Annotated in this window: 10 protein-coding genes; 2 read left to right on the forward strand and 8 right to left on the reverse strand. The window is 73.8% G+C overall.

Going from position 1 to position 11,308, the window contains the following annotated elements:
• Window positions 1-87: 87 nt before the first annotated feature.
• A complete protein-coding gene (locus tag RI578_RS06250) occupies window positions 88-606 on the reverse strand; it encodes a phage holin family protein (protein WP_210962403.1) in 519 nt (172 codons plus the stop codon).
• An 81-nt stretch (window positions 607-687) separates the two neighbouring features.
• Here RI578_RS06250 and RI578_RS06255 point away from each other — a divergent pair, with 81 nt between their 5' ends.
• Window positions 688-1,035, forward strand: a complete 348-nt coding sequence (locus RI578_RS06255; RefSeq protein ID WP_121750033.1) for a VOC family protein — start codon at window positions 688-690, stop codon at window positions 1,033-1,035.
• Between the two features lie 35 nt (window positions 1,036-1,070).
• On the opposite strand, the gene RI578_RS06260 is transcribed toward RI578_RS06255, so the two are convergent.
• From RI578_RS06260 to RI578_RS06285, 6 genes are all read right to left on the reverse strand, one after another.
• Window positions 1,071-3,050 carry a DUF5107 domain-containing protein gene (locus RI578_RS06260; RefSeq protein WP_310870131.1) on the reverse strand — a complete coding sequence of 660 codons (1,980 nt, stop codon included), beginning with the start codon at window positions 3,048-3,050 and terminating at the stop codon, window positions 1,071-1,073.
• A 109-nt stretch (window positions 3,051-3,159) separates the two neighbouring features.
• Window positions 3,160-3,729 (reverse strand): GNAT family protein, encoded by a 570-nt coding sequence (locus RI578_RS06265; protein ID WP_310870132.1) that lies wholly within the window; start codon window positions 3,727-3,729, stop codon window positions 3,160-3,162.
• Window positions 3,730-3,782: 53 nt separating this feature from the next.
• Window positions 3,783-4,706 (reverse strand): LD-carboxypeptidase, encoded by a 924-nt coding sequence (locus tag RI578_RS06270; RefSeq protein WP_310870133.1) that lies wholly within the window; start codon window positions 4,704-4,706, stop codon window positions 3,783-3,785.
• Between the two features lie 5 nt (window positions 4,707-4,711).
• Window positions 4,712-6,703 carry a prolyl oligopeptidase family serine peptidase gene (locus tag RI578_RS06275; RefSeq protein WP_310870134.1) on the reverse strand — a complete coding sequence of 664 codons (1,992 nt, stop codon included), beginning with the start codon at window positions 6,701-6,703 and terminating at the stop codon, window positions 4,712-4,714.
• 59 nt (window positions 6,704-6,762) lie between these two features.
• Window positions 6,763-8,121 (reverse strand): M20/M25/M40 family metallo-hydrolase, encoded by a 1,359-nt coding sequence (locus tag RI578_RS06280; protein ID WP_310870135.1) that lies wholly within the window; start codon window positions 8,119-8,121, stop codon window positions 6,763-6,765.
• Complete coding sequence (locus RI578_RS06285; protein ID WP_310870136.1) at window positions 8,114-8,947, reverse strand: M55 family metallopeptidase; 834 nt, start codon at window positions 8,945-8,947, stop codon at window positions 8,114-8,116. The genes RI578_RS06280 and RI578_RS06285 overlap by 8 nt, the downstream gene beginning before the upstream one ends.
• A gap of 285 nt (window positions 8,948-9,232) precedes the next feature.
• On the opposite strand from RI578_RS06285, the gene RI578_RS06290 reads away from it, so the two are divergent.
• Complete coding sequence (locus RI578_RS06290) at window positions 9,233-10,456, forward strand: cation:proton antiporter (RefSeq protein ID WP_310870137.1); 1,224 nt, start codon at window positions 9,233-9,235, stop codon at window positions 10,454-10,456.
• Window positions 10,457-10,524: 68 nt separating this feature from the next.
• Here RI578_RS06290 and RI578_RS06295 read toward each other — a convergent pair whose 3' ends face one another.
• On the reverse strand, window positions 10,525-11,250 hold the full coding sequence (locus tag RI578_RS06295; protein ID WP_310870138.1) for a class I SAM-dependent methyltransferase: 726 nt from the start codon (window positions 11,248-11,250) through the stop codon (window positions 10,525-10,527).
• Window positions 11,251-11,308 lie beyond the last annotated feature (58 nt).

An 11,308-nucleotide genomic window follows, 5' to 3' on the forward strand; every position in this document is an offset into this window, starting at 1 on the left:
GCCCCGGCCTGACTCAGGCGGCCGGCCCCGCCGCGGCGTGACGCCCCCGGACGCGTGTCCGGGGGGCGTGGCTCTGGCCGCGGCCGGTCAGCCGCGGCCGTGCGGGGCCTCGGGGTCGATGTCGTCCTGGCGCGGCGCTGCCGGTCCGGTGCCGCCAGGAGCGGGCGTGCCCGCACCCGGGGCGCCGGTCGCGCCGCCGACGCCACCGGGCGCGACGGGCGGCATCGGCGGGTACGGCATGCCGAGTCCGCTCGGCGGCACACCCGGTGCGTCACCACCGACGGTGTGCTCGTGGCCGGCCCCCGGCCGGGACGCGTGCGGCCGGGCCGCACCGCGCAGCAGGTAGGCCACGACGCCCAGGAGGGCCGCCGTGATCAGCGCGGCGGCCCAGTCCGGCAGGCCGATGGCGAGGGCCAGGCCCACGGTGAGCGCGAGGGCGGCACCCGCGTACAGGGCGGCGGCACCGGACGCGGCGTACAGCGTCGCCTTGCGGCGCTGCTTCCGCGTCTGTTCCCGCAGCTCGTCGCGCACGGTCTCGCGTGCCACCTGCGCCAGTTCGTCGACCAGATGCTTGTCCAGGTGTTCCAAGTGATCCATGCGGTCCATACGTTGCGGGTACCCGCGGGCGGAACTTCCATGGGCGGGACCGCGAGTGGGACCCCGCCTCTCCCAACTAGGCTCGTCCGCATGGACATTCTGGGAGCCACACTGCGCATCTACGTCGACGACCTGGACAAGGCGATCCCCTTCTACGAAGGCCTGGCCGGCGGTCGGGCCCACCGTTTCGAACGCGGCGGTGTCGAAGTCGCCGCGGTCGGCTGCTTCCTGCTGATGAGCGGGCCCGAGTCCCAGCTCGAGGTGTTGCGCAAGGTCGCCGCGACGATCGCCGTGACGGACGTCGAGGAGACCCATCGTGTCCTCACCTCGCTGGGCGCGGACGTCATCGCGGGCCCGGTCCCGACGCCCGTGGGCCGCAACCTGATCGCCCGGCACCCGGACGGGGCGATCTACGAGTACGTGGACCGGCGGGGGTAGCTGGATCCGCCGGGGCAGCGGCGGGCCGGGCGGGCTCAGTCCCCGTCCGGCCGCATCCGGAAGTCGTGGCGGGCCGGGAGCGGTTCGTCGCCGAGCCGGGCCCACAGCCGGCCGAGGCTCTCCGCGCCCTCCCGCAGGTCGGCGACCTCGAAGCCCTCGTCGAAGACGGCCCGCGCCGCCTCGCGCCGGCCTTCGGCGGCCAGCAGTTCCGCCTCGGTCAGCCGGAACCGGCCGCGGGCCCGGGTCCCGGGGTGCAGCCGGTCCCACACGGCGCGGGCGTCCGCCGTGCGCCCGACCGCGAGCAGCGCCTCGATCGCCTCGCGGCCGAGCGCCGCGGCGACGGCCGTGCGCTCCGCGTCGTCGACGGGGACGTCCGTCTCCTCCCGCCGCTCGCGCAGTCGCTCGCACAGGTCGTCGAAGGCCTCGGCGTACCGGTCGGCGGCCCGCTCGTGGTGGCCGTCCTCCCGGTCGGCGACGGCGAGGCAGCGCAGCAGCGGCCAGCCGGCGGCGGCGGTCTTCAGGCCCCGCTCCCAACTGCGCACCGCCTGGGCCCGGTCGTCGCCGTGCCACTGGGCGACGCCGAGGTGGTACTCGGCGATCGGCGTGGCGGCCGTGGTCTCCAGCATGTCCCGCCAGGGCCGGGCGACCAGCGTGTCCCCTGGCGGTTCGTGGTGCCCCGGTTCGGGCAGGGACCCGGCGCGCAGCAGGTGCAGCCAGGGCCGCTGTTCGTCGCCGAGAGTGTGCTCCTCGAAGGGCGTGCCGGGCAGCTTCCAGCCCGCGCGCAGCACTTCGAGCGCGCCCCAGCCCGACCCCGTTGCGAGGACCTCGCCGGGCTCGGCGTCGGCGTACGGCCGCCAGGCCTCGTAGGCCGCGTCGACGTCGGCGCGCGGCAGTACCGCCTCCAGCCGCTCCTCGGCGCCGCGCAGTACGGTGTGCCACTCGCCCTCGGGTGCCGCGTCGAGCGGCCCGTAGGCCTCCAGCCACGACACCTCGCTCTCCGCCTCCAGCTTGACGTGCTCGAGCTGGGTGCGGGCGAGCCCGGCCTGGATCTCGCAGTAGCCGCCGGTGCCGGGCTCGGTGAGCCACTCCTGCCAGCGCCGTCCGCCGGGGCCCGTGCCCCACACGAACAGCTTGCGGCCGCGCAGCACGTCGGTCGACGTCTGCGCCAGTCCGCGGCCGTGCTCGTCGAGCGCGGCGATCCAGCGGCGCCGGCCGTCCGGCACCTCGTAGAAGTAGTCGGCGGGGTACGTGCTGTTCAGCGGGTACGTCCGGTCGGCTCCGTCGTACGACGGGACGGGCACCCGGCGCAGGCGCCGCTCGTAGCCGAAATGCCAGGCCTCGTCGGCGGGGGCGAGGACGCGCCGCTCCTCGGGCACGGCGATGTTGGACCACCAGTACGTCGGCACGGGGCGCTCGTGCGGGTTGCGGATCCGGACGCCGACGCGGAGGAAGTCCGAGCCCTCCGGCAGCCACAGGTCGACCTGGAAGGGCAGGTCGCGCAGCCGTTCCCACTCCCACAGGCGCAGCATCTCGCCGCCGTCGGAGGCGGGCACACGGGCGGCGTGCACGGGCGAGCAGGACAGGGTGGTGTGGCCGGTGGCTCCGATGTTCCATTCGATGCCGCCGGAGAACCAGGCTCCGTTGAGGGCGAAGTTGGCGGGCTGGAGCACGGGGTTGACGTAGAGGAGCTCGCGGTCGGTCGGCTTGTGCAGGAGGGAGGCGATGCGGCCGCCGAGGCCGGGCAGGACGGTGGCCCGCAGCCGGTCGTTCTCGATGACGAGGGCGTCGATCTCCCGGGCCTCGCGCCGCCGGTCGTAGCCGTCCCGGACCCGCACGGGCAGCAGGCTGCGCAGCGGCTCGTAGTCGACCTGGCGGGCCATGTCGCGCGGCAGGCCGGCCCGGTCGCGTTCGTCGATGCGGTGCGCCTCGTCCAGGGGGCGCAGCGGCGGCAGGGGGTTGTCCGGCCCCAGCGGCGCGGCGGGCAGGCTCAGTACCTCACGTCGGATCGTCGTCACGCTTCCCCATGGAAGCCGCTCACCGGTGCTGTGAACAGGGGCACCGTCGGTCACGTTCGCGCGACGTCGCTCACGTTTGAACCGCTGAGCGTTGTGTCGGCGGCGGAGATCAACCGGAGGTGGTCACGGTCTCGGCGGTGATCGCCCAGCGCTGGTGGTCGCGCCAGGCCCCGTCGATGTAGAGCATCCTCGGCGAGAAGCCCTCCAGGTGGAAGCCGCAGGCCCGGGCCAGCGCGATCGAGGCGAAGTTGCCCGGCTGCACGTTGATCTCCAGCCGGTGCAGCCGCATCGGTCCGAACGCGTACCGCACGACGAGGTCCAGCCCCTCGCGCATCAGCCCGCGCCCGGCCGCGTGGGCGAAGGCGCCGTAGCCGAGGGCGCCGCTGAGGAAACCGCCCTCGACGATGTTGTTGATGTTGACGAATCCGGCGATGGAACCGCCGTCCGCCCCGCCCGTGTCCTTCTCGCACAGCAGGAACCCGGCCTTCGTCCGGTCCTCGATCAGCCTGGCGGCGTAGGCCTCGTACGCCTGGGCGCTGTCCGGCGGGAAGAGCCACGGGTGGTGCAGGTCCTTGCTCTCCCTGGCCCGGGCGGTGAACTCGGCGCCGTCCTCGTAGGTGAAGTGCCGTATGCCCACGCGAGGGCCCTCGGCGAGGTGGCGGGATGCGTTGTGCGGCATTTCGCCAGCCTACGACGCCTTGTCGCCGCGCGCGGGGCCGGTCGGCACCGTGGTCAGCGCAGTGCAGGCCGGTCCAGCGTCAAGGTGCCCGCGTCCGCGTCCAGTTCCGCCGTTACGCCGAACGGGATGGTCAGCGCTCCCTCGCAGTGGCCGAAGCCGAAGTCCTCCACGACCGGCACACCGAGGCCGCCGAGCCGGTCCGCCAGCATCGGCCGCAGCCGCTCGTAGGGCTCGCAGGCGTGCCACGAGCCGAGCAGCACCCCGCCGACCCCGTCGAGCCGGCCGGCGCGCAGCAGCTGGGTGAGGTAGCGGTCCAGCCGGTACGTCTCCTCCCCCACGTCCTCCAGGCACAGCAGGCCGCCGCGCGCGGAGGGACGGGCGTGCGGGGTGCCCAGTTCGGCGGCGAGCAGGCTCAGGCAGCCGCCGAGGGTGACGCCGCGCGCCCGGCCGGGGACCATGGGCGTGCCGCCGGAGGCGATCACGCGGACCGTCTCCGGAGCGAACAGGGTGGCCCTCAGATGCTCCTGGGCCCGCGCGTTCTTCAGGAAGTCGATCCCCGCGGCCATCGGCCCGTGCAGTGTGACCAGGCCCAGCCGGGTGGCGAACGCCTCGTGCAGCGCGGTGATGTCGCTGAAACCGACGAGCACCTTCGGCCCGGCCGCGCGCATCGCCTCCCAGTCGAGCAGGTCGGTCACGCGCTGCGCGCCGTACCCGCCGCGGGCGCACAGCACCGCGTCCACGGACGGATCGCACCAGGCGGCCTGAAGGTCGGCGGCCCGGTCGGCGTCGGCGCCCGCGAGGTAGCCGAAGGTGCCGTGCCGGTCCAGGACGTGCGGGCCCACGACCGGGTCGAGGTCCCAGCCGCGCAGCACGTCCAGGCCCGCCTGCAGCCGCTCCTCGGGGACGGGCCCGCTGGGCGCGACGACGGCCACCCGGGCGCCGGGGGCGAGCCGGGCCGGGCGGGTCAGGTCTCTCACCCTCGTCACCGGTTCAGCGCCAGGGTCGGAATGCCGTGCGGGTGCAGGGCGAACACCTGGGCGTAGAGGGAGAGTTCGGCCTCCAGGGCGCGCACCATGGTCTCCGCCCGGCGGAATCCGTGCCCCTCGCCCTCGAAGGTGAGGTACGCGTGCGGCACTCCCCGGCCCGCCATGCGGGCGAGGAACCGTTCGCACTGCACGGGCGGGCAGATCACGTCGTCCATCCCCTGGAGCAGCAGGAACGGCGCGGTGACCCGGTCGGCGTGCTCGGCGGGCGACCGCTCGGCGTACCGGTCGGGTACCTCGGCGTACGGGCCGATGAGGCTCTCCAGGTACCGCGACTCGAAGTCGTGCGTCTCCCCCGTGCCCCAACCGGTCAGGTCGAGGATCGGATAGCTGACCGTGCCGCAGGCGTAGACGTCGGTCGTGGCCAGCGAGGCGGCGGCCGTCCAGCCACCCGCGCTGCCGCCGCGTACGGCGAGCCGCTCCCGGTCGGCGGTGCCCTCGCCGGCCAGGGCGAGGGCGACGGCGGCGCAGTCCTCGACGTCGACCACGCCCCACTGCTCGCGCAGCCGGTTGCGGTACTCCCGGCCGTGCCCCGTGGAGCCGCCGTAGTTGACCTCCGCGACGCCGATGCCGCGCGAGGTGAAGTAGGCGATCTCCAGGTCCAGTACGAGGGGAGACCGGCTGGTGGGGCCGCCGTGCGCCCAGACCACGTACGGCGGCAGCTCACCGTCCGGTGCGAGGCAGCCCGGGTTGTGCGGCGGATAGAGGTGGGCGTGGATGTCGCGCCCGGCGGGTCCGGTGAAGGTGCGAAGCCGCGGCTCGGGGTAGTACGCCGGGTCCACCGCGTCGTCGTGCGGGGCGCCGATCACCCGGGCCCGGCCGATGGGGGTCCCCCCGCGCGAGCTCGTTCGAGCGTGGGGGAGGGCGTCCAGCTCGACCACCTCGTAGGCGCTGCGCGGGCTCGCGCCGACCGCCACGACTCGCTCGCCGTGCGCGGTGAGGGTCGCCGCGAACTCGGTCCAGGGGCCCGCGGCGTCGACGACCTCGCCGGTCTCGGGGTCGAGTATGCCGAGGGCGGTGGCGCCGCGGCCGTGCACGACGGCGATCAGGCCGCTGTCCAGCGGGGCGAACCAGCGCTGCCCGAGCTTCCACAGCGGTCCGCCGAACTCCTCCTCGCGGGCGCAGAGCGGCCGGCCGTCGCGGTAGAGGTTCCACCAGCCGGTGCGGTCGGAGACGTGGAGCAGAGCGCCGTCGGGCGCCCAGTCCGCCTGGGCGATGGACTCCTCGGGCCCGCCGGCCACTGTCCGGGCGTCCCGGAAGGTGCCGTCGGGGCCGATCTCGGCCACGACCAGCTCGGTGCCGTCCCAGGGCATGCGCGGGTGGTCCCAGGCGAGCCAGGCGGCGCGCCGCCCGTCGGGCGAGACGCGGGGGCCGGTGACGAACCGGTGCCGGGCGCCGGTGAGTTCGCGGACGGCGTCCCGTCGGCCGGCTGCCGAGCCGTCCAGCGGCACCGCCGCCAGGACCCGGCGGACGTCGCTGGGCCCGTCACCGGTGAACTCCTCCAGGACGCACCACACCTCGCCGCGCTCGCCACGCACCTCCGGCTCGGCCCAGCGCAGCCCGCCGCCCACCGGGGAGACGGGCGTCAGCGGACGCGGCTCGCCGCCGCCCGGCCGGTAGGCGTACAGCCGTTGGTCGGCGAAGTTCACGAAGACCACCAGCGGCCCGGTGTCGGTCATGAGCGCGGCCCAGGGCCGGCCGCCGTACTCGATGACGCGGCTGCGGACGTTCCACGGCGCGGGCAGCACCGGCTCCTCGGTGCCGTCGGGACGCCGCCGCACCAGCGTGCGCCGACCGCCCTCGGTGGGGCGGGGGGCCGTCCACCACACCTCGTCGCCGACGAAGGCCACGTCGTCGGGGCGCCCGTCGTGCGCGGCGGCGAGGGCCGCGTCGATGGGCGAGGGCCACGATCCGTACGGCAGAGTCCGCACCGACTCCCCCACTTTCTCCTCCAGATACTTGTCGGGCGGGCCCTTGAAGGGCCTGCCCGCTACGCCGTGCGCAGGAAACGGTCGAGGACGCGGACGCCGAAGTGCAGCGCCTCGACGGGGACACGTTCGTCGACGCCGTGGAAGAGGGCCTGGTAGTCGAAGCCCTCGGGCAGCTTCAGCGGCGCGAACCCGTAGCCGGTGATGCCGAGCCGCGAGAACTGCTTGGCGTCCGTGCCGCCGGACATGCAGTACGGCACCACGTGCCCCTCGGGGGCGAACTCCTCGACGGCGGCACGCATCCGGGCGTAGGTCGGCGAGTCCACCGGCGCCTGGAGGGCGACCTCGCGGTGGGCGAACTCCCAGTCCACGTCCGGCCCGGTGAGCCGGTCAAGGGTACTGCGGAACTCGTCCTCGCAGCCGTGCAGGAAGCGCCCGTCGACGTACGCGACGGCCTCTCCGGGGATGACGTTGACCTTGTAGCCGGCGTCCAGCATCGTCGGGTTGCTGCTGTTGCGGACGGTGGCCTCGACCAGCCCCGCGGCGGGGCCCAGCTTGTCCAGCAGCGCGTCGATGTCGCGCAGGTCGGTCTCGATGCCGTAGACGGCGGCGAGTTCGGTCAGGGCGGCGCGCACGGTCGGGGTCAGGCGCAGCGGCCACTCGTGGTCGCCGATGCGGGTGATCGCCGCGGCGAGCCGGGTGACCGCGTTCTCCCGGTTCACCTTGGAACCGTGTCCCGCCCGCCCTCGCGCGGTGAGCTTGAGCCAGCCCGTGCCGCGCTCACCGGCGGCGATCGGGTAGAACTGGCGACCGGCACCGTCGTGGAAGGTGAACGCACCGGACTCGCTGACGCCCTCGGTGCAGCCCTCGAACAGCGCGGCGTGCCGGTCGGCGAGGAAGCCGGAGCCGTCCTCGGCGCTGGCCTCCTCGTCCGCGGTGAACGCGATGACGACGTCCCGCCGGGGCCGTACCCCCTGCCGGGCCCAGTCGCGCACGACGGCCAGGATCATCGCGTCCATGTTCTTCATGTCGACGGCGCCGCGCCCCCAGACGACGCCGTCGCGGATCTCGCCGGAGAACGGGTGCACGCTCCAGTCGGCGGCCTCGGCGGGCACCACGTCCAGATGACCGTGCACGAGCAGCGCACCGGCCGACGGGTCGGTGCCCTCGATCCGCGCGACCACGTTGGTGCGGCCCTCGGTCCGCTCCAGCAGGGTGGGCTCGATCCCGGCCTCGGCGAGCCGCGCGGCGGCGTACTCGGCGGCCGGGCGCTCCTGGCAGTCACCGCCACCGCGGTTCGTCGTGTCGATCCGGATCAGCTCGGAGGTGAACCGCACGACCTCGTCCAGCGCCTGGGCGTCCGTACTCCCCGGTGTGCCGTCGGACGGGCCCTCGGGCGTGCTCCCGGTCTGCTCAGCCATACTGCTCCTCCACCGCTGCCGAGGCGATCGTGGTGACCGCCTTGAAGGTACGGATCGCCTCGAACATGGTGTCGTGGGTGTACGCCACCTTCCGCTCCGCGATGCGGGCCACCCCCGGCACGACGGTCGAGGCCGCCGCCAGGTGCTCGGCGTCGAACTCCACGGCGACGGTGAACGGCCCGCCGCTCACCGGCTCGTACCGCACCGCGAGCGCCGCCGCCTCCTTGGCCGCCGCCCGGATGTCGGAGGCGGTCCTCGCCGGCGTACGGCACACGGCCGCGTACCGCGACACATGGTCCTTGACCGCGACCTTCAGCGCCTCGGGCGCGTACCCGAGCGCGTCCTCGCAGGCCACGTCGTCCCCGGTGACCAGCACGACCGGGACCCCGTACTCGGCGACGACGTGTGCGTTGAGCAGACCCTCACTGGCTCTCACGTCGTTCAGCCACACGCCGGTGATCTGGTTGGCGAGGTAGGTGTGCGCGAGGACGCCCTCCATGCCGGCGCCCGCGTGGTACCCGATGAAGGCGATGCCGTCCACGTCCCCGTGCTGGACCCCCTCCACCATGGACAGCGCCTTGTGCCGCCCGGTGAGCATCTGCGTACGCTCGTCGAGCTGTTCCAGGAGCAGGTTGCGCATGGTCCAGTGCGCCTCGTTGACAAGCACCTCGTCGGCACCGCCGTCGAGGAAGCCCAGCACGGCGGCGTTCACGTCCGAGGTGAACATCGACCGGCACCGCTCCCACTGCGGCGTCCCCGGCAGCACGTCGGCCGGCCAGGTGACACCGGTGGCGCCTTCCATGTCGGCGCTGATGAGGATCTTCATGCCTCGAAACCGTACGCGCTGCCCGGCCGCCGCGGCCAGAGCTGTGGACAACTACCGGTGGTATGGACCACTCAACTCACCTCGTACGGCCTACGACCAGCACTTCCAGGGTTCGGCCGATCATAGGACCAGACGCGCAGCCCTCCCTCCTCACCCCGACGGCGTACACCCGGTCGTCCCGGCCGCCGGAGCGAGGAAGAGTGGCACTGTGCACGCCGTCAGCGAGAACGTCCACGCCGGTACGGCCATGTACCGCCGCGCCGCGTCCACGAACGGCGGCGCGCCATGACCCATCCGGGCACTCTCGTCCTGATCATGGCCGCCGCCGTCCTGGCGCCGCTTCTCGTGCACGCCACGGGACGTCGACTCCGCGTTCCGCTGGTCGTCTTCGAGGTCGTCCTCGGCATCCTCATCGGCCCGCAGGTCCTGGGCTGGGCGCACCCCGACGAGGTCGTCGACACGCTCGCCGATCTCGGACTGTCGATGCTCATCTTCCTGGCGGGCTACGAGATCGAGTTCGCCGCCGTCCGCGGCGACACCCTGCGCCGTTCCCTCTGGGCCTGGCCGGTCTCGCTGGTCCTCGGGATCGGCCTGGGCTTCCTCTTCAGCGGCGGTGGGGCTTTCGAGGCGTTCGTCGTCGGCACCGCCCTGACCAGCACAGCGCTGGGCACGGTGCTGCCGATGCTGCGGGACCGCGGTGAGCTGCGGGGCCGCTTCGGGACGGTGGTCTCGGCGTTCGGCGCGGTCGGCGAGTTCGGTCCCGTCGTCGCCATGGCGCTGCTCCTCAGCGGACGCCGGCCCGCCGAGTCCGCGGCCCTGCTGGCCGCGTTCGGGGCGATCACCGCCGCCGCCGTCTTCTGGGCGCTGCGCCCGCGCCCGCCGTGGTTCGGCGAGCTGACCGAGCGGACCCTGCGCAGCAGCGGCCAGTTCGCGGTCCGGTTCGTCATGCTGCTGCTGGCCTGCATGCTGGGCCTCGCCGAGGTCTTCGGCCTCGACGTGCTGCTGGGCGCCTTCGCCGCCGGCGTGCTGACCCGCCTCGTACTGCACCGGGCCGCGCCCGCGAGCAGCGAGGAGGTCGTCGGCAAGGTGGAGGCCCTGGGCTTCGGCTTCCTCGTGCCGTTGTTCTACGTCGTCACGGGAATCGAGTTCGACCTGGAGGCGTTGCTGGACGATCCGGTCGCGCTCCTGCTGGTGCCGGCCTTTCTGCTGCTGTTCCTGCTGGTGCGCGGCGGACCGGTGTACCTGCTCGCCCCGAAGGACCTGAGCCGTACGGACCGGTCGGCCCTCGCGTTGTTCGCCTCGACCTGTCTGCCGCTGGTCGTCGCGATCACGACCATCGGCGTCGACCAGGACCTGCTCGGCACGGACCGGGCCGCCGCGCTGGTCGGCGCCGCGATGATCTCCGTACTCGTGCTGCCTCTGCTCGCGACGCGGCTGCGCTCGGCAACCGGCGGGACGGCGAGGCCGGCGTCCGCCCAGGACGGGGCGAAGGACACGGAGGCGTGGTGACGCCTGAGCGGACCGCCTGCCACCGCGTCCCACGCCACCGCTCCGTGCGCCCGTCACCCGTGCGCCCGTCACTGGTGCCGCCCCGCCACCACCCACGTCGACGGCAGTTCGATCCGTGTGCCGTCCGGTGTGTACTCCGTGGTCATCAGCGGCAGTTCACCGCTCGCCAGGACGGTGAGTCCGGCCGCGCGGAGGTACTCCGGCACCGCCTCGTCGGGAACCTCTCCCGGGGTCAGGCCGTGCCGGAGGACGGGCGCGAGCTTGGCGGGCGGCCCCTCGGGCCCCTGGGCCAGCCCCATCAGCACGGTCTTGGCCGCCTGGGAGGGCTCCACCAGGAAGGCTCGGCCGCGTTCACCGAGGAGTGCGGCGAGTGCGTCGGCCAGCGGTTGCCGGTCGTCGGGCTCGCACTGGTGCAGGACGCCCCGCACATAGACGTTGGCGTCTCCCAGCTCCGCGTGCAGCGTCTTAGCCTCGGCCTTGTCAGCGGCGTCCAGCTGCCGGTACGCCGCCTGGCCGGCGGGGTCCGCGTGCCGGGCGTGGTCGAGGGCGGAGGCGCTCAGGTCGGCGCCGACGACATGCGGGAAGCGGTCGGCGAAGTAGCGGGTCTGGGTGCCGTTGCCGCAGCCGAGGTCGATCATCGGCAGGCCGGGGTCGGTCAGGTGCGGCTCGAAGTGGGCCAGGTGGCGCCCGGCGGTCAGCATGGGCTCCGCGTCCCAGAACACCGCCCCTTGGCCCTCGGGTGCCTCGTTCCAGAAGCTCTCCCAGGCGTCCCGGTACCGACTCGTCACGCTCATGCCCGTCTCCCCAGGTGCGACGACGTACAGCCCGTCGGAGGTGACGGGCCCGTACGGT

This window comes from Streptomyces sp. BB1-1-1 (assembly GCF_031597775.1).
Lineage (GTDB): Bacteria > Actinomycetota > Actinomycetes > Streptomycetales > Streptomycetaceae > Streptomyces > Streptomyces thinghirensis.

Bases quoted from the DNA above. Each gene is read 5' to 3' on its own strand.
- RI578_RS06290 (WP_310870137.1), top strand. From the start codon at position 9,233: ATGACCCATCCGGGCACTCTCGTCCTGATCATGGCCGCCGCCGTCCTG.
- RI578_RS06280 (WP_310870135.1), bottom strand. From the start codon at position 8,121: ATGGCTGAGCAGACCGGGAGCACGCCCGAGGGCCCGTCCGACGGCACA.
- RI578_RS06250 (WP_210962403.1), bottom strand. From the start codon at position 606: ATGGACCGCATGGATCACTTGGAACACCTGGACAAGCATCTGGTCGAC.
- RI578_RS06285 (WP_310870136.1), bottom strand. From the start codon at position 8,947: ATGAAGATCCTCATCAGCGCCGACATGGAAGGCGCCACCGGTGTCACC.
- RI578_RS06255 (WP_121750033.1), top strand. From the start codon at position 688: ATGGACATTCTGGGAGCCACACTGCGCATCTACGTCGACGACCTGGAC.
- RI578_RS06265 (WP_310870132.1), bottom strand. From the start codon at position 3,729: ATGCCGCACAACGCATCCCGCCACCTCGCCGAGGGCCCTCGCGTGGGC.
- RI578_RS06295 (WP_310870138.1), bottom strand. From the start codon at position 11,250: ATGAGCGTGACGAGTCGGTACCGGGACGCCTGGGAGAGCTTCTGGAAC.